Below are 24,695 nucleotides of genomic sequence, written 5' to 3' on the forward strand. Positions count from 1 at the left end.
ATTATGAATTTATTCAAAGATAGAATTTAACAAGGAAATATTTTGAAAGATTCTTTTATTATCTTTAAAAAATGAAAAAGAAACTCGTTGTAATTATTTTTATTACTATAAATTTTAATTTGTTTACTCAAAACAGCTTTGTTGATAGTGTAATAAGGCCACTACAAAAAGACCAACTATTCTTTGAAAAAGTTTATTTACATACAAATAAAGAAACCTATAATTTCGATGATATTGTTTGGTTTAAGGCGTATGTTGTTGATGTTAATAATAAACCGTCACTAAACACAACATTATTGTATGTTAATTTATTAGATGAGAAAGGAAATTTAATAACTTCTAAAAATGTTTTTATTAATGAGGGAGTAGGAATAAATCAAATTGAACTTCCTTCTAATAAAAATTCACAAGTATATTATATACAAGCATATACTAACTACATGAAAAATTTTGGAGAGAAAAATTATTTCTTAAAGAAGATTTTTATATCAGGTAAACAGGTTACAGAGAAACAAATTAATGAAGAATATGATGTTCAAATATATCCTGAAGGAGGTTTTTTTCTTGAAGAGGTAGAAAATAAAATAGGGTTAAAAGTAACTAAAAATGGATGTGGGATTAATTATCAAGGAGAAATCAAAGAAGTAGGAAATTCGGCTACTAGGGCATTTAAAGAAGAACACAAAGGAATGTCCAAAGTTAATTTTTTTTATAAAAAAGGTGTAAAATATGAAGCTTTAATACATTTAAAAGACACTGTTTTAATAAAAACATTACCACAAGCTTTTGAAGAAGGAGTTTTATTACATTTAGAAAACAATCAAGATTCCGTTAAAGTCCATTTAAAATCAAAATTTAAAACACTTAAAAATCGAGAAAAGTACACTTTGTTATTCCATAACTTTAATAAATTAATTAACTATTTTGAAATACCTGATTTTGAATTAAATGAAACAAAAACAGTAATTATAGCTAAAAATAGCTTTTTAGAAGGAGTAAATACGGTAACTCTTTTTGAAAATAACGCACCAATTTCTGAAAGAAAGTTTTTTATTGAAAAAAAAAATAATAAAAGCTCTATACTACTTCAGAGACTTGAGGAAGAAAACGATTCAATAACTTATAGTTTAGCAATATCAGATATAAACAACAATCCACTAAAAGTAAATATTAGTATAGCTATTTTATTAGATAGACGATCAATGTTTCATCCTGATAAAGATATTTTTGAGTCTTTTAATCTATCTCCTTTTACAAATAATTTAATTGAAGAACCATCGTATTATTTTGATAATTTAAACATTAAAAAGAAGAAGTATTTGGATTTACTTTTAATGAATCAAAAAACCAAAAAAGATAATTTTAAAGAAATGATTTCTGAATTAAATCCTACTTATAAATTCAATTTTGAATTGGGATTCAATTTAAAAGGAAGTTTATCTCCAGTTATAACAGATACGTTAGCTTTAATAACTTCTAAAAACAAATTGATTGATAAGGTTAGATTGAGAAATAACAAAAATTTTAATTTTAAGAAACTATTAATTTACAAAGGAGATACAGTTAAAATATCATTTTTAAAAAATGAAGAAGCTCTTTCTCCAAAAAAGATTAATTGGGATTCTTTAAAAACCAAACCTCACCCTGAAGTAAAACACTTATTAAAACCATCTAATTATTTAGTTTATAATGAAAATTTTTTCATTAATCCTGAGAATATTAAGTTAGATGAAGTGGAAATAAAAGTAAATAGAGTAAGTAAGCAATATTTAAGAAAAAAAAGACTTGTAAAAAAGTATAAAGCCTATGATAGAAAGATTGGGATGTATGATTTTTTAAATTTAAACTCTAAATATAAGGATGAAGAAAGTTTGATGAGTTTTCTTTTTAAAAATGAAGGAATTCATCTAGAAGTATGGAAAGGAATAGAAAAATATTTACAAACAGGAACAACGTATGAAGCAATATTAATCATAGACGGGAGACGAATTTTTTCAGAAGAACTACCCGTATCTTTACAAATGAGTGAAATTGAAAATATTGCTGTTTTACCAATAAAAGGAAACAAAATAGTTCAAGTATTTACCACAGAGAATTATAAAAAAAATATTGTGAATTTATTTAAAGAATACGTTATAAAAAACGGTTATGATAAAGAAGAAAAATATTTTCCACCGGTTTTAAATATTGATAATCCCAATATAATACATGAACTAGATTGGAAACCAATATTAAAAAATAGTAATACAGAAAACAGAATAGTTTTTAAATTAAAAAAAGACTCTTTTATAAACGAAGAAGATATTATATTTTATATACAAGGAATATCAAATAGAGGGATTTTAATTAATGATATAATTAGGTCAATAAATTTAAATTAAACCTCAAACATTTTACCAGGCAGCGGTTTTATTATGCCTCTCAGCTCCATTTGTAGTAAAATAGATGATAATTGATATATAGGAATAGCGCACTCTAAAGCAATAACATCTAACAATTGTTTTCCGTTTTGTTGGAGATAATCGTAAATTTTTTGTTCATTTTCATCAAGTTCAACAAAAAGAGTTTTTTGTTTGGGAGTGGAATCAGTAACCATATCCCAATTCAGCATTTTTACAATATCTTCTGCTGAGGTTAATAAATGTGCTTGATTGTTTTTAATAAGGTTATTACATCCTTTGCTAAACAGATCATTTGTCCTACCGGGTACTGCAAACACATCTTTGTTATAAGAGTTAGCAATATCTGCAGTTACCAAAGAACCTCCTTTTTCTGCCGATTCAATAATAATGGTTGCTTTTGAAATACCCGCAACTACTCTATTTCGTTTTAAAAAATTCTCTCGTAATGGTTTTTCGTCATGCCAAAATTCAGTTAAAAAACCACCATTTTCATTCACTTTATGAATATACTTTTTATGTGTTTTTGGATAAATTTCATCCAATCCGTGAGCTAACACACCAATGGTTTGCAAATTATGATCCATGGCAGCTTTATGCGCACAAATATCAACTCCATACGCAAAACCACTAACAATAACGGGATGATATTCTGCTAAATCTTTAATTAATTGATTGCAAAAATCTCTTCCATATGAAGTAATATTGCGTGTTCCAACAATAGAGATGATTCTATCCGTATGCAAATGGATATTTCCATCTTTAAAAAGTAAAATAGGAGCATCAATGCAATGTTTTAAGTTCTGAGGATAATCAGCGTCTAAAAAATAAGAAAATTGTGTATTTGTCTGCTGAATGTAAGCCAGCTCTTTTTCGGCTTTTTCAAGAGAATCTTCATCTAACAAATTATTAACGAGTAAAGTTCCTATTCCTTCTATTTTTTGTAATGAAGAAGCTTTTTCTTTAAATATTTGCGAGGCACTTCCGGTAGTTTGAATAAGTTTTTTTGCTAAGATATCACCTATTTTTTGGGTAGCCTGTAAACGTAATATAGCTAGTAATTCTTCTGTTTTCATTTTAAAGCAATTGAAAATCAATATACAAAAAATTTGTTGATAACTAATGCGTCGTTTTACTTGGTTAGATAAACAAAAAAAGTATTTTTGTTTATATGAATCTAGCCAACTACATTAACGATTTACTGTATAGATACGATTGTGTAATTGTACCTGATTTTGGAGGTTTTGTAACCAATAAAGTAAGTGCAAAATTGAATAATGCTACACATACTTTTTACCCACCTACCAAACAAATTTCATTCAATTCTCATTTAAAGCATAATGACGGATTGTTGGCTAATTATATTTCATCTGCAGAAAGTATTTCTTTTGAAAATGCAAATCAAAGAATTAATGATGCTGTTTCTGATTGGAAACAAAAACTAGAAACACAAGCAGTTCAAATTGACACTGTTGGAAGTTTAATGCTAAATAATGATAAACAACTAGTTTTTGAACCAAATACCAACACTAATTTCTTAACAGAATCTTTCGGGTTAAATACTGTAAATTCACCTGTTATTGAGCGTTTTACCAAAGAAGTAAAACCGTTAATTCCGGTAAATAAAACAACTTCTGAAGAAAAAGCTAAAAAAGGAATTCCGTCTTTTGTAAAGTATGCAGCTACAGCAGCTATTTTATTAACTGTAGGCACTATTGGATTTAAGGAATATAGCTTAAACCAAGACAGAATTGAGTATGCAAAAGAGAAAGAAAAAGTAGATCAAAAAATTCAATCGGCTACGTTTGTAATTGACAATCCGTTACCAACCATCAATTTAAATATTGAAAAGGTATCCAGTAAAGAATTTCATGTGATTGCAGGCTCTTTTCAACAAGCAGAAAATGCAGAAAAGAAATTAAATCAGTTATTAAAACAAGGATACAATGCACGAATACTTGGAGTAAATAAATGGGGTTTAATTCAGGTTGCTTTTGATAGTTATGAAACGAAACAAGAAGCTAAAAAAGCATTGTATGAAATTAAAGATCAGGTAAATCCAGAAGCTTGGTTATTAATTCAAAAAATCGACTAATTTTCTTGTTAACATAACCACCTATTCTAGCCTTTTATTTTTAAGGGAATCCATATCTTTGCGCAAAATTTAACGGATGAAAGCGAAAACACCAAAAGAATCATTAACTGTACTTACCGATTTAGTTTTACCAGGTGAAACCAATTTTTTAGATAATCTTTTTGGAGGGGAATTGTTAGCAAGAATGGATAGAGCTTGTAGTATAGCTGCTCGCCGTCATTCAAGAAGAACAGTTGTAACGGCTTCTGTTAATCATGTAGCTTTTTCAAAATCAGTTCCTGTAGGTAGTGTAGTTACTATAGAAGCCAAGGTTTCAAGAGCTTTTAAATCATCTATGGAAGTGTATGTGGATGTTTGGATAGAAGATCGCCAATCAGGAGAAAAAACAAAAGTTAATGAAGGTATTTACACTTTTGTAGCAGTAGATGAAACGGGTAAGCCTGTGCCAATTCCACCAATAGAAGCTGAAACAGAACTTGAAAAACAACGTTATGATGCAGCTTTACGTAGAAAGCAATTAAGTTTAGTTTTAGCAGGTAGAATGAAGCCTAATGAAGCTACAGAACTTAAAGCGTTGTTTACAAGCTAGATTTCTTAATTTTTCCTATCTCATCAATTTCCCCATTTTCTGAAAGGAGAATGGCAATAGGACGTGTTTTATCAAATTGAGAAAATATAATAATCATAATTACAGTAATAGGAACCGATAAAATCATACCGGTAATTCCCCAAATATTTCCCCAAATAGCTAATGCTAAAATAGTTACCAAAGGGCTTAAATTAAGAGATTTACCAAAAATACGTGGTTCAATAACATTACCTACTACTACTTGAATTGACCCTACTGCAATTAACACAATTAAAAATGGAGTGAATTCTCCAAACTGAATTAAACTGAATATGGCAGGAAAAGCAGTTCCTACTAAAGAACCAATAGAAGGAATATAATTCAGTAAAAAAATTAAAAAAGCCCAAAAAGGAGCGCTATCAATACCTACCATTAACAACACCAAATAACTTAAAACACCAGTAAGTAAACTTACATAGGTTTTTAAACGTAAATAGTTGGTAATAGAAAATTCTACCTTTTGAAAAAGAGATTGTAACTGATCAAAACGATCAGAATTATCAAAGATCTTATGCATTTTCTTGATAAAACTAGTTTCTTCTAAAAAGATAAAAAGAGCATAAATTACAATCATAAAAGTATCTCCTAACAAACCACTCAAACCATTAGCTACTTCACCTAAAACAGTACCATAATCAAAGTCACCCACCACAGATTTTACAGATTTTATCAAATCAACATGTAAATAAGAGTTCAGATTGTTGATGATCATCTGTATGTTAGGTTCATATTCACTGTATGATGAGGTAACCGTAGCAATACTATTGGTTATAATTTCTGAAATAAATCCAAAGGCTAAAATGATAAGTGTAAACACAATAATGTTACTTAACCAATTAGGGATGATTTTTTTTGCAAAAGGTATACGGTAGATCGTTTTTCTAATTTCTCTTGTTAAAAACCAGAATATAAAGGCAAAAATAAACGGAATTAATATTCCTTTTCCTATTACTAAAACTGCAATGATAGCAGCAGTAACTATTACAAAATTTGTTGCGTTTTTCATTATCTGTTTTCTATCCAATCAGATGGATCTAAGCGATTAATGTTTTTAAACAATACAAAGCCTAAATCAGTTTTTCCGGTAACTTTATCCGTAAAAATTTTACCTAAAGCATCTCCTGTTTTTACTTTTTGTCCCACATTTACAAACACTTCTTTTAAACCATTGTATGCGGTAATATAATCTCCGTGTTGTACTAACACAGCTTTTCTTCCTTTAGATAATAATTGAACTGCTAAAACCTTACCATTAAATACAGTTTTTGCCTTATCACCAGATTTACCTCGAATGTGTAACCCAGTACTATTAATGGTAATTCCTTTAAAAGTAGGATGAGGTTGTACTCCAAATTTACGTGTAATTAATCCATTAACCGGCCAAGGTAAGTTACCTTTATTTTGTTCAAAATTGGCTTTTAATGTTTTTTCTTCTGCAGAAAGTAAAAGCTCATCTTTTTTTGCTTTTCCCTTTTTTGCTTTGTTTGCCTTGGCAATGGCATCTCTAATAAGCTTATCAATCTTTTTAGCAAGTGCTTTTTCTTCTTTTATTTTCTTTTCTAGCTCTCGCTTATACTTGCTTTCCTGTTTTTTAATTTTACTAACTAAACCTTCCTGTTCTTTTTTATCTCCTTCAATTTCTTTTTTTTGTTTTTGCTCAGAAGTAATTAGTAGCTCTTTTGCTTTTTTCTGTTTTTTTAATGAATCATTAACTGCTTGAATTTCATCCGATTTTAAAGCAATATCCTCACCTTGCTTCTTACGGTAATTTTTATACTGCTCCATGTATTTCAAGCGTTTGTATGCTTGATAAAAACTCTTTGAAGACAGTAAAAACATGGTTTTACTTTGTTGTGATTTACTTTTATACGATTTTACAACCATATCAGCATAATCATCTTTTAAAACCGTAAGCTCATTGTTAAGCTTGTTTAATTTATGTTCATTTGATTTTATTTCCTTTGATAACTCTTTAGTTTCTAATTCAATGGTTTCAATTAAACGTTCTCTAACCGTAATTTTTTGATTGATATCTTTTAAATCATCTAACGCACTAGTTTTTTCTTTTTTGGTTTTAAAAAGTAAGTCGTTAACCTTTTCTATTTCCTTATTAAGCTTTTTACGGCGATTTTCAAGCTCTTTTCTGGTTTGGGCATATCCAAGCATGCCTGAAAAAAGGAAACACAAAAATGATATGTAAAAAAGCTTTTTATTCATTATAACTTAATTTCTTTATAACCTCTCGGAATCTTAAACGGCATAGATAAAGCGGTGTTAAATTCAACAGATTTAATTGACATATCTATACGAGTATATTTATTTTTTCCTTTAGCACTTATTTTTATTTCCTTTGGAAAATATGCTCCTTTATTGTTGATATATGAAGGATATGCAATATCTAAACGTTGATTTTTAAACTCGTTTACCAAAGATTGCTTGTTGAGTTTAAAATGAGAAGGATTTATCCAATAAAAAATATCAAATAAACTTGCTTGTGCTTTGGGTGATAATTGATATGCTTTTTCAGCAATTTCAACGTTTTGTTTTGCTGACTTTACGTCTAAAATAGCTTGTCCTAACAACATATTTTGAAGTTGTTGAAAATTAATATCTGTACCCAATAATTTCTTTAACATAGTAAAATCACCTTCAAAATAATTTTTCTTTACAGGAGAATAAAAACTCACGGCAGTAGGTGTTATTTTTGCTTTAAAAATGGTAATTATTTTTGAACCTTTAAGCCAAATAACTTCATCTTTTTTAATAGACATTCGTACTGAAAAACCTAAATCTTCTTTGGTATCTTTGTAATTAACTTTTAGTTTAGCGTCTACTGTTTTTTCATCAAAATTAGCAGCTACGTGTTTTTTTGCCACTTTTCGTGCCGACATTTGTTTGATATCCACTACAGACACTGCTTTTTTACTCGATTTACATGAGGAAAAGCCTATTAATCCAATAAGAAAGATATATTTAAAAAACTTCATTTACTTTAATTTTTTCTGATATTTAATCGCGTTTTTACTATCTCTTAACGCTTTGTAAGCTTTAACTAATTCTGAGTAAAACCGATTTTGCATAACGTCATCATCAATTACAAAATCAATGCCGTTTTGTAGGCTTTCAACAGCTTTTTTAAACTCATTTTTTTTATTCAACGCTTTACCATTCATTAAGTACACAAAAGGTTGTGCAGGAAAAAGAGCAATACCTTGTTCACTATACGTTAACAATTGCGGATTATTATCTTCATCCAATTTATTTAACAGTTCTGTAAGAGTTTTATAAGATCTGTCCTTTTTAAACTGATCTTGCAAAGAACCATTCACAACAGGTTTATTTTCAATAATCTTAGAAGTTTTTTCTTCTTTTTGAAGCAATCTTTTTTGAAGGTTTCTAAGTCTGGGTGTTAATAATTTAGCTTCCGCCAACTCATTTAAAACAAGTTTTGCTGTGTTTGAATCTCCATTTTGAATATGTAAAAAAACCAATTGTTCCTTTTTCTTAGGATATTTTGCTGCTATTTTATTTTGTAAAGAAATTGCATTTCCAAAATCCATCTCTCTTTTATAAGCAGAAACCAAATGTTCTTGAATCCACAAGTTATCAGGCTCTAAAGCTAATGCTTGTTTGGCAAATTGAACCGCTTCCGGAATTCTGTTCAGTTGATAGTAATTTTTAGAAAGTTCAAAAAGAACGGCTTTGTTATTTGGAATAAGTGCGTTACACTCTTCTAAATTTTCAATAGCTCTTTGAGGGTTATTAATAGCTTTCTCTGTAATTGCTTTAAAGAAAAACTCTTGAAAATCTAACTTTTTCTTTTCCTCAATACCCGATTTCAGCACAATACTATCCTGTGCATTTAGCAATGAAAAAGTTAGAATTAAGAGTAAAAACAATAGATTTTTGGCTCCTAATTCTAAATTATTTTTTTTGAATAAATTTCTATGTAAGTTCAGTATAATCACCTATGCTAACCGATGTAAAGTTTCCGTTAAATTTAGCAAAATTTCCAATCATTGCGGTATCTAATTTTGCATTGGTGATGTGTACATTTGTTTGGATTAAAGAATTAACAATGGTAGAATTTTCAACAACACTATTCTCTCCAATAGAAACATAAGGGCCTATTTTTGAATTTTTCAACACTACATTTTTACCAATGTAACAAGGTTGGATAATTTCTGAGTTTTCTAAAACTACATCATCAGAAACCAAATTGTTACCCGCTTGTTGTTCAAAAGTTAAAACTTGTTTATTAGTATCTACAGTTGGATCTTTCTTACCACAATCCATCCATGCATTTACTTTACCAGGAACAAATTTTGCCCCCTGTTGTTTTAATGATTCTAAAACATTGGTTAGTTGAAACTCACCGTTTTCTTTAATATCATTATCAATTAAATGCTTAATTTCTTCTCTTAGTTTATCGCCATCTTTGAAATAATAAATACCAATAATAGCTAAGTCAGAAACAAACTCTTTTGGTTTTTCAACAAAGTCGGTAATAACTCCATCTTTTAATTTAACAACACCAAAAGCACTTGGGTCTTCTACTTGCTTTACCCAAATAGCACCATCTGCCTTGGCATCTAAGGTAAAATCTGCTTTAAACAGAGTATCTGCAAAAGCAACCACACAAGGGCCGCCTAATGATTCTTTAGCACAGTAAATAGCATGAGCCGTACCTAAGGCTTCTTCTTGCACATATACAGAGCCTTTAGCTCCTAAATTATTGGCTATTTCAATTAATTTATCTTTTGTATTTGAAGGAAAACCTTTAGTAGCAGGACCAATGATAAAAGCAATTTCTTCTAATTTTTCATCTAAAACTTTGCTAATATCTTCAACTAAACGCTGTACAATGGTTTTTCCGGCAATAACAGTTAAAGGTTTGGGTGTAGTAAGTGTATGTGGACGCAGACGAGAACCAACCCCCGCCATTGGTACTATAATTTTCATGTATTTTTTTTTTAATCCTTTTTAGAGACGCAATATACTATTAATTGAGGGATTGAGAAAAAGTTAAATTCCTTTTGGAATGGCATTAATAAGGGTTTGGGTGTATTCTGTTTTTGGATTTTGATAAATTTCATCGGCATCTCCTAATTCTTCAATTTTTCCTTTGTTCATCACAATCAGTTGATCTGACATGTATTTTACTACGGATAAATCATGCGAAATAAAAATATACGTAAAGTTGAATTCTGATTTTAATTGGTTTAACAAATTCAAAACTTGCGCTTGTACAGATACATCTAATGCAGAAACTGATTCGTCACAAATGATAAGTTTTGGTTGTAACGCTATAGTGCGTGCAATACCAATACGTTGACGTTGTCCGCCAGAAAATTCATGCGGATAACGGTAAAAATGCTCGGGTTCTAATCCTACTTTTTTCAAAAGATCTAAAACATATTCTTTTCGTTCTTTATCTGAATTAAGAATTTTATGAACTTTCATAGGCTCTAAAATTGCTTTTCCCACAGGAATTCTAGGGTTTAGAGAAGAAAAAGGATCTTGAAAAATAATCTGAATTTCTTTTCTAAGAGATTTTAAATCTGATTTATTGAGTTTAGTAATATCTTTTCCTTTGTAAAAAATGTGACCAGACGTAGTTTTTTCTAATTGTAAAATTGTGCGTCCTAATGTGGTTTTTCCACAACCGGATTCTCCAACCAAACCTAAGGTTTCTCCTTCATGAATTGAAAAAGAAACATCATTTACAGCTTTGACAATTTGTTTTTTAGAAAACCAACTGCCACCTGAAATATATTCTTTTTTAAGGTTTTTAATTTCTAAAAGTGGAGGTTGATTGTATATTTTTTGATGAAATGCCTCTCTATCTTCATCCGTGTATAAATCACTTTCAACGGTATCATGAATAAAATCCGATACTGTTGGAAGCTTTTTTAAGCGTTTATTCAAATGCGGTTTGGAATTGATAAGCGCTTTGGTATAATTCTCTTTAGGATGTAAAAATACGTCAGCAGCTTTTCCTTGTTCAACAATAGTTCCTTTATACATTACTACAACATTATTGGCAATTTCAGAAACTAATCCTAAATCGTGCGTAATAAAAAGAATACTCATTTTGGTTTCTAGTTGAAGCTCTTTGAGTAAGTGTATGATTTCTTTTTGAACAGTAACATCAAGAGCAGTGGTAGGCTCATCTGCAATGAGTAACTTAGGTTTGCAAGCAATTGCCATAGCAATCATTACGCGTTGTTTTTGCCCTCCACTAATTTCATGAGGATAAGAACTATAAATTTGTTCAGGCCTAGGAAGTTTTACTTTTTTAAAAAGCGAAATAACTTCTTCATGTATTTCTGTGTCTGATAAGTTTGTGTGTTGTTTTAAAATTTCAGCAACTTGAAATCCGCATGTTAAACTCGGGTTCAAAGAACTCATCGGTTCTTGAAAAATCATAGCAATGTCATTGCCTCGTAATTTTTGAAATTCTTTTTCAGAAAGAGAGAGTAAATTTTTATCATTAAATAAAATTTCTCCTTCTACTGTAGCCGCTTTAGGTAACAATCCTAAAATAGCTAATGAGGTAATAGATTTTCCGCTACCACTTTCACCAACAACACCTAGTATACTGTTATTATGTATTGTAAAGGAAATGTTATTTACAACAGTGTTTGGAGAAAAAGAAACAGATAAATGAGATACTTTAATCATAAATAAGTATCAAAAATAAGAAATTATACCTTGATTTTAAAAATGAAAAAAATTCATCAATAAAACAAAATATTAATTTTATGTTTAATAAAAAACTATATTTGTTGTTGTCTTTATAAAAAATTAAGACATTTTAGTAATAATATTCTTTTTTAGTGATAAGTATAAACATAAAATTTTAAGAGAATATTATAGTATTAATTTAAACCCTTCATTACATGAAAAAACAATTACGCAATGGTTTTTTCCTTTCATTAGCGTTGTCTTTTGCTTTTGCAGCAACAGCACAAGAAAAGAAAAAAGCACCCAAAATGTTAACTTTTAATCGATCAGAAAAAGTTACAAGTTCTACTCAAGCGTTTCAACGTTTAGGAATGTCATCAAATGATGAATTAAGAAAAAAAGACTCTAAAACAGATAAATTAGGGTATAGGCATGAAGAATTTCAACAGTATTACAAAGGAATAAAAGTTGAGTTCGGAACCTATAAATCTCATAGTAAAAACGGTGAGGTTAAGTCTATTAATGGCGATTTCTTTAAAATTAAAAATGTACCCACAAAAGTTTCGTTATCTGCAGATGCTGCTTTACAAAGAGCTTTATCTGATGTAGGAGCACAAGAGTATTTATGGCAATCACCAGCGCAGGCCAAATTGATGGATAATTATAAAAAGCCATCAGGAGAATTAGTAGTGTTACCAGGTGAAATTGCTAATACATCTGAAGCGAGATTAGCCTATAAATTTGATGTATATGCTACTAAACCAGTTAGTAGAGATTATATTTATGTAGATGCTCAAACAGGAGAGGTTCTCTTTAAAAATGCAATTATTAAGCATTTAGGAGAGCACAGCCACGGATCAAAGAAGAAAGAAAATTCTGTTGATTTTGATTTTGAAGAAATGTTTGTAACCGGTAGTGCAGCTACAAGATACAGTGGAAGTAGGTCTATTGAAACAACACAAAGCGGAGGTAATTATATATTAAGAGATAATACCCGTGGTAACGGAGTTGAAACCTATGATATGAACATGGGAATTAACTACAATAGCGCTGTTGATTTTACAGATAATGATAATAACTGGACGTCTGCAGAACATAATAATGCAGCTAAAGACAATGCAGCATTAGATGCTCATTGGGGAGCAGAAATGACTTATGACTATTTTAATCAAGTATTTGGAAGAAATAGTTTCAATGGCAGTGGAGCAGCTATTAAGAGTTATGTGCATTTTGATTTAGTTGAGTATGGTTATCCAAGTCAAGATAACGCATTTTGGAATGGTAGTGTAATGACCTATGGAGACGGAACAAGTTTTTCACCATTAACCTCTATAGATGTGGCAGCTCATGAAATTGGTCATGCGGTTTGTACTTATACGGCAGATTTAGTGTATTCATATGAATCAGGAGCAATGAACGAAGGATTTTCAGATATTTGGGCAGCAGCAGTAGAACATTTTGCTAAAGGAAATGGAAATGACTTAGCACCAGATGCTGCAATTTGGTTGATTGGAGATGAAATTGGAGGACCAATTCGCTCTATGTCAAATCCAAATGCACATAGTCAACCAGACACCTACCAAGGAACAAATTGGTATTCTGGATCGGGAGATAATGGTGGAGTTCATTATAACTCCGGTGTATTAAATCACTGGTTTTATAGATTAACCGTTGGAGGTTCTGGAAGTAATGATAATGGAGGTTCTTTTAACATTGCCGGTATAGGTATAGCAAAAGCCGCAGCTATTGCATATCGTTTAGAGAGTGTGTATTTATCATCAAACTCACAATATGCTGATGCAAGAACAGGCGGAATTCAAGCAGCTATTGATTTATATGGAGAAGATAGCCCAGAAGTAATTGCTACTACAGATGCTTTTTATGCTGTTGGTATTGGGTCAGCATATAATGGTGGAGGTGGATCTGATGTCTGTCATACAGGTGATGTTACTTTAAGTATAACTTTTGATAACTATCCGGAAGAAACTTCATGGACTTTAAAAGATTCAAGCGGAGCAACTGTTGATTCAGCTAGCTATTCATCTTCTAACCCAGACGGGTCAACAGTAAACGTTACTTTTAGTGCTTTAGCAGCAGATGATTATACTTTTACAATTAGCGATGCTTATGGTGATGGTATTTGCTGTTCATACGGAAACGGATCGTATACTCTAACAGGATCAGAAGGAGTAATTGTTAGTGGAGGAAGTTTTTCATCATCTCAATCTACTACTTTCTGTATTGAAGGAGGAGGTACTGGAGGAGGTGACACACAAGCACCATCTGCACCAACAAATGTAACAGCATCTAGTATCACTCAAACATCTGCAACATTGTCTTGGTCTGCTTCTTCAGATAATGTAGGAGTTACAGGATATAATGTTTACCAAGGATCGACTAATATTGGTACAGTAACTGGTACTTCTGCTAATATTACAGGTTTAACAGCATCAACTGCATATACATTTTCAGTTACTGCTGTAGATGCTGCTGCAAATGAATCAGCGTCAGGATCAGTTACTTTTACCACTTCAGGAGGTCAAGTTTCATATTGTTCATCAAATGGAAATAATTCGTCTTATGAATGGATTGATTATGTTGCTTTTGGAGGAATGACAAACACAACAGGAAATGATGGAGGATATGCAGATTACACAAGTCAAGTTGCTACGGTTTCTGCTGGTTCAACTAGTCAAATAGTAATTAGCGCAGGGTTTGGTAGCTCATCATACACAGAATATTGGGCTGTATGGATAGATTTTAACCAAGACGGTACCTTTGCCGATACAGAAAAAGTAGTTACTGGATCATCATCAAGTTCAGGAAATTTAACAGCAGATATAACGGTTCCAACGGATGCTGTTTTAGGATCTACAAGAATGAGAGTATCTATGAAGTACAATAGCGCACAAACAGCTTGTGAATCATTTACTTATGGAGAGGTTGAAGATTATACAGTGAATATTACAAGCGGAGGAACAGTAGTTCAAACATTTGGAGCTGATGCAGCCGATACTTTAGGAAATGAAGTTGTGGCTGATGTTATGGCGTATCCAAATCCGGCAACTACTTTTGTTCAAGTAAAATTGAATGCTCGTAATACAGTAAATGCTATTTACAGAATTGTTAATACTTTAGGTCAATCTGTTCAAAAAGGTAAATTAGAATCAGGAAATATTAACATATCTCAATTACAAACAGGAATGTATGTTTTAGAAGTTAATGACGGACAAAAATTATTGACCACAAAATTAATTAAAAAATAAAATAACTGATTAACAATATAGTATAGCTCGGGTTTTGACACCCGAGCTTTTTATTTTTTAAGTGTATTTATAATGGAATATTCATCATATATTAATTATAGGTAAGAATACTTAAATTTAAGTGTATTTAATTGGTGTTATTATTAAAAAATTAACAGAATGTTTTGTTTTTATTATTAATAATTTATATTTGCCATGATATTAACAAAAAATTAAGAGTTTTTTAAGATATAACTCTTGCTTGTTAATTAAAATAGTACTAATACAAACCCTTCATTACATGAAAAAAATTACTCTAGCATTAACATGCTTATTTTTTTCTGTGGTTTTAAATGCACAGGAAAAAAGAAATTGTCACTCCATGGAAAACCTTGAGTATAGACAATCCCTTGACCCAACTTTACAACAAAGAATGGAACAAATTGAATCGTTTACTCAGCAAAGAGTTGCAGAAATGGAAAGTAACCAAGCCAGAGTTGATGGCCAAATTATTACGATTCCTGTTGTTGTTCATGTTATTTATAGCAATGCAAATGAAAACATTAGCAATGCTCAAATTCAATCACAATTAGATGTTTTAAATGAGGATTATCGTAGAACAAATGCTGATGCTACCAGTAAATGGTCTCAAGCAGCAGATACGCAAATTGAATTCCAATTAGCAACTATTGATCCTAATGGAAACCCAACAACAGGTATTACAAGAAAATCTTCTAGTACAACATCTTGGGGAACTAACGATGCAATGAAAAAATCTTCACAAGGAGGTGTAGACCCATGGAATACTTCAGAGTATTTAAATATGTGGGTATGTAACATTGGTGGAGGTATTTTAGGATACGCTCAATTTCCTGGAGGTAGTGCTTCTACAGATGGAGTTGTAATGGGTCCTCAATACTTTGGTAGTTCAGATAAAGGATCAGGATTTTACTTATCAGCTCCTTTTGATAAAGGAAGAACAACCACCCATGAAGTAGGTCACTTTTTAAACTTACGCCATATTTGGGGTGATGGTGCTTGTGGTGCAGATGATTTTGTGTCGGATACACCAGAATCTGATGCAGCAAATTATGGCTGTGCAACAGGTCATACTTCTTGTGGATCTGAAGATATGGTTGAAAACTATATGGATTATTCGGATGATACTTGTATGAACTTATTTACAACAGGACAAAAAAACAGAATGCGTGCTGTTTTAGAAGCAGGAGGTTCTCGTAGAAGCTTAGCTTTATCTGATAAATTTGGAACTCCTTGTGAATTAACAGCACCTACAGGATTAGCATCTTCAAATGTTGGAGATAACGGATTTACAGTTTCTTGGAATGCAGTTTCAGGAGCAGCATCGTATGATGTAACTGTTGGTGGAAGTACAGTAAATGTTACAGGAACTTCTCGTACGGTTTCTAGTTTAACAGCAGGAACTCAATATTCAGTATCAGTAGCAGCTAAATGTGCAGATGGAGGAGCAGGAGCATCATCTACAATTAATGTTACAACTACAGGTTCAGCACCAGTATCTTACTGTGCTTCTAAAGGAAATAGTGTAGCTGATGAATATATTGGAAGAGTTCAATTAGGAGCTATTGATAATTCATCAGGAGGAGGAAACGGATATTCTGATCATACTTCATTATCAACAACTTTAGCTAAGTCAGCTTCAGCAACTATTACCGTTACTCCAAATTGGACTGGTACTACTTATAATGAAGGTTATGCAGTATTTATTGATTACAACCAAGATGGTGATTTTGCAGATAGTGGAGAAACAGTTTGGACTAGAACAGCATCTAAAACAACTCCAGTTTCAGGATCTTTTACCGTGCCTGCAAGCGCATTATCTGGAGCTACTAGAATGCGTGTTTCTATGAAATATAATGGTGTGCCAACATCTTGTGAAACATTTTCTTACGGAGAGGTTGAAGATTATACTGTGGTTATTGGAGCAGGAACGCCAGATACACAAGCACCAACAACTCCAGGTAACGTATCAGTATCAAGCGTAACACAAACCTCAGCAACTATATCTTGGTCGGCTTCATCTGATAATGTGGGTGTAACAGGATATGATGTTTATAGAGGGGCAACTTTTGTAACATCAACTACATCAACTTCTGTAAATGTTTCAGGTTTAACAGCTGCAACTAGCTATACGTATTCTGTAAGAGCTAAAGACGCTGCAGGAAATGAGTCAGGAGCAGGCTCTGTTACATTTACAACATTAACCAATCAAGTTACCTACTGTGCGTCTTCAGGAAGCAGAGTTACTTATGAGTGGATTGATTATGTATCTTTTGGAGGAATGACTAATTCTTCTGCAGCAAACGGAGGTTATGGAGACTTTACTTCAAAGGTAGCAACCGTAGCACCAGGAACTACAAATCAAATTATTTTTAGTGCAGGATTCAGCGGAAGCACTTATACAGAGTTCTTTACAATTTGGATTGACTTCAACCAAAACGGAACATTTGAATCAAGTGAAGAAGTAGTAGCAGGATCATCTTCTAGTGCAGGAAATTTATCAGCAGATGTTGTGGTTCCAGCTAATGCAGTATTAGGTAATACAAGAATGCGTGTATCTATGAAATACAACAGCAAATCAACTGCTTGTGAAAACTTTGGAGATGGAGAAGTAGAAGATTATACAGTTAATATTTCTAATGGAGCACGTTCTTTTAATAGCAATGTAAGCGCTACAAGATTAGGAAACGAAGCAGTATCAGATGTTATGGCGTATCCCAATCCAGCAACTAGTTTTGTTCAAGTAAAATTAAATACACGTAATACTTCAAACGCTACTTATAGAATTGTAAATACTTTAGGGCAATCTGTACAAGCAGGTAGATTAGACAACACTAATGTTAATGTTTCTAAATTACAAACAGGTATGTACATTTTAGAAGTTAACGATGGACAAAAATTATTAACAACCAAATTGGTTAAAAAATAAGCCCTTCATTTTTAAAACCAATGAAAACCCGAGTGTATGCTCGGGTTTTTTTGTTTCTTTGCAGTTAACCTTGTCATTCTTGTAAAGGCAGGAATCTCATTATAAAAACTATGAATTACCTTACAGTAGAAAATATATCTAAAGCTTACGGAGAAAGAGTGTTGTTTGAAGATCTTTCTTTTGGTATTAATAAAGATCAAAAAATAGCTTTTGTTGCTAAAAACGGTAGTGGAAAAACATCAATTCTAAACATCGTTGCTGGAGTTGATACTCCTGATAGCGGACAAGTAGTCAGCAGAAAAGGAATCACTATTTCCTATTTAGCACAAGAACATAAGTTTGATGCTGATTTAACCATTGAAGAAACCATTTTTTCTACAGAAAGTACCATTTTACCTATTATTCATCAGTATGAAAAAGCATTGCAAAATCCTGATGATACAGAAGCGTATCAACAAGCTTTTGAGTTAATGGAACAACATAATGCATGGGATTTTGAAACACAATACAAACAGATTTTATCTAAGCTTAAATTAGAAGATTTAAGTCAGAAAGTAGGAACATTATCTGGTGGACAAAAAAAGCGTTTAGCGTTAGCTATTATTTTAATCAATAAACCCGATTTATTGATTTTAGATGAGCCCACTAACCATTTAGATTTAGAAATGATTGAGTGGCTTGAAGCTTTTTTTGCTAAAGAGAAAATTACGTTGTTTATGGTTACGCACGATCGTTATTTTTTAGAGCGTGTATGTAATGAAATTATAGAACTTGAAAACGGTCAATTATATAAATATAAAGGCAATTACTCGTATTATCTTCAAAATAAAGAAGAACGTCAAGCTTTAGAGGCAGTAAACTTAAGCAAGGCCAAAAGCTTATTTAAAAAAGAGTTGGAATGGATGCGCCGCCAACCCAAGGCAAGAACCACCAAGTCAAAATCGCGTATTGATGATTTTTTTGAAATCAAACAAAAAGCACATCAACGTAGAAAAGATCATGAAGTTCAGTTAGAAATTAACATGGAACGCCTAGGAAGTAAGATTGTGGAGTTGCACAAACTAAAAAAGAATTTTGATGATAGGGTTATTTTAGACGGATTCGATTATGTGTTTAAAAAGGGAGAACGCATTGGTATTATTGGAAAAAACGGAACGGGGAAATCATCTTTTTTAAATATTTTAACAGGTAAAATTCCTTTAGATGGAGGAAAAGTGGTTGTGGGGGAAACCGTAAAGTTTGGTTATTACACCCAAAAAGGAATTACCATTAAAGAAGGACAAAAGGTAATTGAGGTAATTAAAGAGTTTGGTGAGTATATACCGCTAACCAAAGGAAGAAAAATATCAGCTTCTCAATTATTAGAACGCTTTTTATTTGATAGAAAAAAGCAACACGATTTTGTAGAAAAACTAAGTGGAGGTGAACAAAAACGCTTGTACTTATGTGCAGTATTAATTCAGAATCCGAACTTTTTAATTTTGGATGAGCCTACCAACGATTTAGATGTAGTAACATTAAACGTTTTAGAAGATTTTTTACTAGATTATCCGGGTAATTTAATGGTAGTGTCGCACGATCGTTATTTTATGGATAAAATTGTAGATAGTTTGTTTGTTTTTAGAGGCGATGGAGTGGTAGAAAACTTTCCTGGAAATTACTCTGATTTTAGAGCATATGAAGACTCAAAAGAACCAGAACCTTCAACAGATAAAAAAGAACCAGTAGAGCGCGTTAAAACAACTCAAAAAGGAAGGTTAAGCTATAATGAAAAGCGTGAGTATGGTTTGTTGGAAAAAGATATTGAAAAGCTTCAGAAGAAAAAGGAGGAGATAGAAACACAATTTGCCAATGGTGAAATAAGAACTGATGATATCAATGATAAATCCGTTGAGCTTCAAAAAATAATTGAAGATATTGAAACCAAAGAAGAGCGTTGGTTTGAATTATCTATGAAGTTAGAAGAATAGTAATTAAAAATCCCCACTCATTACCAATGAAAATTCTTATTGTAGAAGATGAACATTTATTAGCTGAAACCATGATTAGTTACCTTCAAAAAGAAGGATACCAATGTGAATGGGTAGATAATTTGCAAGAAGCAAAAACAAAAAGCTGGGATTATGAATACGATTGTTTAATTGTTGATATTAATTTGCCAGATGGTAAAGGATTTGAAGTCATTAAACAGCTTAAGAAAATGAGATCGGATGCTGGTATCATAATTGTTTCAGCAAAACATGCATTAGATGATAAAATATATGGACTGGAAATAGGAGCAGATGATTACCTTACCAAACCTTTTGATCTAGTAGAACTTAACGCTAGGATTAAATCTATTATTAGAAGAAGAAGTTTTAAAGCACAAAACTCTATTATTTTTAATGAAATTGAAGTTTTTCCAGATGACAGAACAGTAAAAGTAAATAATGAGTTTTTAAAACTGACAAAAAAAGAATATGATTTATTACTGTATTTTATCACCAATTTACACAGAGTAATTACCAAAAGCTCTATAGCAGAACATTTATGGGGAGATGAAATGGATATGGCAGATTCTTATGATTTTATTTATTCACACCTTAAAAACCTTCGAAAAAAAATCATCTTAAAAAAAGGAAAAGATTATATACAAACAGTATACGGAGTAGGCTATAAATTTACAGATGAATGAAACTGCTAAAACTTTCTAATCAATATTATTTTGTGGGCATTCTAGCTGCTTCAATATTAGGAAGCATATTTGCTTTTTATATTATAAAATATACTATTAATGAAGAATTTAATCAAAAATTATATGCAGAAAAGGAAGAGTTATTACATGAGCTAAACACTTATGATGAAGTACTACCAAAGTATATGTTAAATATTGGAGATAAAATACACATAAAAAAAGCAACCTATATACCTCAAGTTACAACCATTATTCAAGATACTGTTATGTACAGTATGTATGAGAAAAAATTATTAAACCATAGAAAAATAACGTTTTATAAAAAAATTAAAGGACAAGATTATATAATAAGTATCACAAAATCTTTACTATCACAGCAAAACTTAGTAAAAGGGGTTTTAGTAATCTTTTTAGCTATTTTACTTTTATTCTTTGTTACCATGGTATTTCTTACCAACTTTATATCTAAAGTTATTTGGAAACCATTTTATCAAACACTTTCACAATTACAGTTTTATAATGTTAAAAACCCTGATCCTTTACAACTCAGTTCAACTATTGTAGATGAGTTTAATTCTTTAAATTCATCAATAGAAAAAATGACAACAAAAGTTGAAAAAGATTATGTAGCATTAAAAGAGTATACAGAAAATGTAACACATGAAATACAAACTCCTTTAGCCATTATTAAAAATAAAATAGAGTTATTAATACAAGATAAAACACTTACTCAAGATCATATAATAGCCTTAGCTAAAATTCATGAATCTACAGGTAGGTTGTCTAGATTAAACAAAAATCTATCAATTTTAACAAAAATTGATAACAATCAATTTGTAGAAAATTCAGAAATATTTTTAGCAGATTTTATCCGAGAAAAAATAGAAGATTTTGAAGAACTTTTAACCTTAAAAGGTATTAACATTACCACAAAATTTGATTTTAATCCACAGCTTTTATTAAATGAAACTTTGGCAGATCTTTTATTCAACAATTTAATTAGTAATGCTATAAAACATAATATAAAAGAAGGAGAAATTATTATTGAAATTACAGATAAATCTTTTGTTATAAAAAATACAGGAAAACCTTTAGAAATATCAAAACTAAAATTGTTTAATAGATTTAGCAAACCTACCAATAATTTAAATTCTACAGGATTAGGACTGTTTCTTGTAAAGAAAATCATTTCTTATTACAATTTTTACTTAGCTTATAAAAACGAGGGTAACTGGCATACCATTAGTATCTTTTTTGTTTATAAGCAAATTATTTAGTTATAAAAAAAATCTACAGATTCTCTCCAGATTTTCATTTCATTTTTGCCCTGAAAAAAAAACAAATTAAAGGAGACAAAAAATGAAAGAAATTTTAAACACATTCAAAGAAAACATTAAAAGCATTGATGGTTTTTTAGGAGTATCTGTAACTGAAATTGAAACCGGAGTTGCTTATGATTCTGCTGCTGTAAACGGATTTGAGCCAGAATTAGCATCTGCATATAACTTAGAAGTTGTAAAAGCTAAATTAAATGCAATAAAAGCATTAAACCTTAAAGAATCTATAGAAGATATAACTATTACTTTAGGAAAACAAGTACACATTATTAATGTAGCTCCTAGTGGTTCTTATTTTACTTATTTAGCAATAGATTCTGAAAAAGCAAACTTAGGAATTGCAAAGTCTTTACTAAATAAATATAAAAAAGAATTATATAGCGCACTATAGTATATAGTAGATTTCGCATATAAAAAAAACATCAGCAAGTGCTGATGTTTTTTTTATAATAATTTTTTTACTTAAAAAGCTTAAAAATATCATTTCCATTTGCAAATATTAGTAGAGTTAATAACAATATAAACCCTATAATTTGAGCATATTCTAAAAACTTATCACTTGGTTTTTTACCAGTAATCATTTCCCAAAGCGTAAACATTACATGTCCTCCATCTAAAGCTGGAATAGGTAATAAGTTCATAAAACCTAACATAATTGATAAAAAGGCTGTAATACTCCAAAAAGTTTGAGCGCTCCATTCAGATGGAAATATACTTCCAATTGAAATAAAACCTCCTAAACCTTTATATGCACCTGTGCTAGGGTTAAAGATTTTCTTTAATTGCTTAACATAACTAGTTAACGTGTTCCATGCTTTATGTGTTCCTGCTGGTACAGCTTCTGCAAAAGAATATTTTTTATCGGCTAATTGATAATATCCTAGTTTTTCCAAATCTTTACCTGAAACAGATCCCGGTACAATTTCTAATTTTCCTTCTTGAGAGACTGTAATAGGTACACTAACCTCATTACCATCTCTTAAAACCTTAATAGTTGTTTTTTGTCCTTTATACTGTTGCAAAATAGCTTCAGCTTGATCAAAATACTTAACAGGTGTTTCGCCAACAGAAATTATTAAATCTTTTGATTTTAATCCTGATTCAGCATTTAATGATTCTTTAGGGATTTGACCTATCATAAATGGATATCTAAGTGATATAAAACTCCCCGCTTCTTTACCTCTATCTACAATTTTAGAAATAAAATCTACAGGAATTTCTTTTTCTATCTTTTCTCCATTTCTTTCAATAGTATAGCTATTTCCATTAATAAATTCAATAGGTAATTGATCAAATTTCTCAATCTTCTTTCCATCTATTGATACAATTTTATCTCCAGTTTGCAAACCTAAATCGGTAGCTAATTCATCTTGAGCCCAAATACCATCTTTTACATTTTCATTAGGTAAATATCTTTCTCCATATCCCCACATTAAAAACACATAAATCAACCAACCTAATACAAAATTTACTATCACTCCACCTAACATAATTATTAAGCGTTGCCACGCGGGTTTAGATCTAAATTCCCAAGGTTGTGCAGGTTGTTTCATTTGCTCAGTATCCATACTTTCATCAATCATACCAGCAATCTTCACGTAACCCCCTAAAGGTATCCAACCAATACCATATACAGTTTCTCCAATTTTCTTCTTAAATAATGAGAATTTGTAATCAAAAAACAAGTAGAACTTCTCTACTTTGGTTTTAAATAATTTAGCCGGAATAAAATGCCCAAGTTCGTGTAAAACAATTAAGAGCGATAAACTTAAAATAAATTGTGATGCTTTTATTACTATTTCCATAAAGGGTATTGTATCTAAAATTTCTTTAATCGAGCAAATGTACGTTTTTCAATACAGTTGTAAAAATGCTTTGTATTTCAAAACACTTCATTTAACATAGATTTTAGATATAATTTGACATTTGTCATTTTATTCTCCTCTTTTTAAGCCGTATTTTTGCAGTATATATACAAATACTATGGATTTAAAATTCTTTAAAAAATCTAGAAATACTTTTTTGTTTTTACTCCTTTTTACCATTGTAGGAGTGCCTGTTTTTTACCATTTGGTTAAAACAGAAGATAAATTACCAATTTACAATCCTGCAGATGTCAACCCTAAATTAGTTGATGAATCTGTTAGAAATAAAACTAAAAATCATACCGTAGGTGATTTTAAACTCATCAATCAAAATGGTGAGGTTATCACTAATAAAAATTATGATGGAAAGATTTATGTAGCTGATTTTTTCTTTACTCGTTGTCAAACTATATGCATTGCCATGGCATACAACATGAGCGAATTACAAGAGCATTTTAAGAATGATGATGAAGTTATGTTTTTATCACACTCTGTTACTCCGGTTATGGATAGTGTACCTGTTTTACGCGCATATGCTGATGCTAAAGGTGTTATTGACGGAAAATGGAATGTTACCACTGGAGACAAAAAACACATCTATGATTTAGCTCGTAAGAGTTATTTTGCTGTTTTAGATGAAGGAACTGGAGATGAAGATGATTTTATTCATACTGAAAATTTTGTTTTAATTGATAAAGACAGACGTATTCGTGGTTCCTATGATGGTACCAAGAAAGAAAACATGCAAAAGATTATTACAGATATTGAATTGCTAAAGAAAGAATACGCTAAATAGC

18 protein-coding genes are annotated in these 24,695 nt (G+C 30.9%); 10 read left to right on the forward strand and 8 right to left on the reverse strand.

Translation table 11 applies throughout. The features are described 5' to 3' along the window. The first annotated feature begins 71 nt into the window (after positions 1-71). On the forward strand, positions 72-2,381 hold the full coding sequence (locus SLH33_RS06725) for a hypothetical protein (protein ID WP_320418316.1): 2,310 nt from the start codon (positions 72-74) through the stop codon (positions 2,379-2,381). Here SLH33_RS06725 and dprA read toward each other — a convergent pair. Beyond that, positions 2,378-3,475, reverse strand: coding sequence for a DNA-processing protein DprA (gene dprA / locus SLH33_RS06730; RefSeq protein WP_320418317.1), 1,098 nt, complete (start codon positions 3,473-3,475; stop codon positions 2,378-2,380). The two genes, SLH33_RS06725 and dprA, sit on opposite strands and share 4 nt — an antisense overlap. A 95-nt stretch (positions 3,476-3,570) precedes the next feature. On the opposite strand from dprA, the gene SLH33_RS06735 reads away from it, so the two are divergent. Then, the gene (locus SLH33_RS06735; RefSeq protein ID WP_320418318.1) at positions 3,571-4,494 is read left to right on the forward strand and encodes an SPOR domain-containing protein; all 924 of its coding nucleotides are present in this window, start codon (positions 3,571-3,573) and stop codon (positions 4,492-4,494) included. A 76-nt stretch (positions 4,495-4,570) separates the two neighbouring features. Next, complete coding sequence (locus SLH33_RS06740; protein WP_320418319.1) at positions 4,571-5,083, forward strand: acyl-CoA thioesterase; 513 nt, start codon at positions 4,571-4,573, stop codon at positions 5,081-5,083. Here SLH33_RS06740 and SLH33_RS06745 read toward each other — a convergent pair. The 6 genes from SLH33_RS06745 to SLH33_RS06770 form a co-directional block, all read right to left on the reverse strand. Then, positions 5,073-6,128: an AI-2E family transporter gene (locus tag SLH33_RS06745; RefSeq protein ID WP_320418320.1), complete on the reverse strand. Its 1,056-nt coding sequence runs from the start codon at positions 6,126-6,128 to the stop codon at positions 5,073-5,075. The two genes, SLH33_RS06740 and SLH33_RS06745, sit on opposite strands and share 11 nt — an antisense overlap. Then, positions 6,128-7,339 carry a murein hydrolase activator EnvC family protein gene (locus SLH33_RS06750; protein ID WP_320418321.1) on the reverse strand — a complete coding sequence of 404 codons (1,212 nt, stop codon included), beginning with the start codon at positions 7,337-7,339 and terminating at the stop codon, positions 6,128-6,130. Before SLH33_RS06750 ends, SLH33_RS06745 begins: the two co-directional genes overlap by 1 nt. Then, positions 7,339-8,109, reverse strand: a complete 771-nt coding sequence (locus SLH33_RS06755) for a DUF4292 domain-containing protein (RefSeq protein ID WP_320418322.1) — start codon at positions 8,107-8,109, stop codon at positions 7,339-7,341. The genes SLH33_RS06750 and SLH33_RS06755 overlap by 1 nt, the downstream gene beginning before the upstream one ends. Next, positions 8,110-9,021, reverse strand: a complete 912-nt coding sequence (locus SLH33_RS06760; RefSeq protein ID WP_320418323.1) for a tetratricopeptide repeat protein — start codon at positions 9,019-9,021, stop codon at positions 8,110-8,112. It lies immediately after the preceding gene. 46 nt (positions 9,022-9,067) lie between these two features. Continuing rightward, complete coding sequence (locus tag SLH33_RS06765) at positions 9,068-10,084, reverse strand: sugar phosphate nucleotidyltransferase (RefSeq protein WP_320418324.1); 1,017 nt, start codon at positions 10,082-10,084, stop codon at positions 9,068-9,070. A 63-nt stretch (positions 10,085-10,147) separates the two neighbouring features. Beyond that, complete coding sequence (locus SLH33_RS06770) at positions 10,148-11,806, reverse strand: ABC transporter ATP-binding protein (protein ID WP_320418325.1); 1,659 nt, start codon at positions 11,804-11,806, stop codon at positions 10,148-10,150. A 218-nt stretch (positions 11,807-12,024) separates the two neighbouring features. On the opposite strand from SLH33_RS06770, the gene SLH33_RS06775 reads away from it, so the two are divergent. The 6 genes from SLH33_RS06775 (at position 12,025) to SLH33_RS06800 (ending at position 22,424) form a co-directional block, all read left to right on the forward strand. Then, positions 12,025-15,075, forward strand: a complete 3,051-nt coding sequence (locus SLH33_RS06775) for a M4 family metallopeptidase (protein WP_320418326.1) — start codon at positions 12,025-12,027, stop codon at positions 15,073-15,075. Between the two features lie 280 nt (positions 15,076-15,355). Beyond that, positions 15,356-18,022, forward strand: coding sequence for a GEVED domain-containing protein (locus SLH33_RS06780; protein WP_320418327.1), 2,667 nt, complete (start codon positions 15,356-15,358; stop codon positions 18,020-18,022). 110 nt (positions 18,023-18,132) lie between these two features. Beyond that, positions 18,133-19,992, forward strand: a complete 1,860-nt coding sequence (locus SLH33_RS06785) for an ABC-F family ATP-binding cassette domain-containing protein (RefSeq protein WP_320418328.1) — start codon at positions 18,133-18,135, stop codon at positions 19,990-19,992. Positions 19,993-20,018: 26 nt separating this feature from the next. Further along, positions 20,019-20,696, forward strand: a complete 678-nt coding sequence (locus SLH33_RS06790; protein ID WP_320418329.1) for a response regulator transcription factor — start codon at positions 20,019-20,021, stop codon at positions 20,694-20,696. Further along, positions 20,693-21,973, forward strand: a complete 1,281-nt coding sequence (locus SLH33_RS06795) for a HAMP domain-containing sensor histidine kinase (protein WP_320418330.1) — start codon at positions 20,693-20,695, stop codon at positions 21,971-21,973. The genes SLH33_RS06790 and SLH33_RS06795 overlap by 4 nt, the downstream gene beginning before the upstream one ends. Before the next feature lie 82 nt (positions 21,974-22,055). Beyond that, on the forward strand, positions 22,056-22,424 hold the full coding sequence (locus SLH33_RS06800; protein ID WP_320418331.1) for a hypothetical protein: 369 nt from the start codon (positions 22,056-22,058) through the stop codon (positions 22,422-22,424). 67 nt (positions 22,425-22,491) lie between these two features. Here SLH33_RS06800 and rseP read toward each other — a convergent pair whose 3' ends face one another. After that, positions 22,492-23,838 carry an RIP metalloprotease RseP gene (gene rseP / locus SLH33_RS06805; RefSeq protein WP_320418332.1) on the reverse strand — a complete coding sequence of 449 codons (1,347 nt, stop codon included), beginning with the start codon at positions 23,836-23,838 and terminating at the stop codon, positions 22,492-22,494. Positions 23,839-24,016: 178 nt separating this feature from the next. Here rseP and SLH33_RS06810 point away from each other — a divergent pair, with 178 nt between their 5' ends. After that, positions 24,017-24,694 carry an SCO family protein gene (locus SLH33_RS06810; RefSeq protein WP_320418333.1) on the forward strand — a complete coding sequence of 226 codons (678 nt, stop codon included), beginning with the start codon at positions 24,017-24,019 and terminating at the stop codon, positions 24,692-24,694. Position 24,695: the final 1 nt, after the last annotated feature.

It is taken from the genome of Tenacibaculum sp. IB213877 (assembly GCF_034043975.1).
Lineage (GTDB): Bacteria > Bacteroidota > Bacteroidia > Flavobacteriales > Flavobacteriaceae > Polaribacter.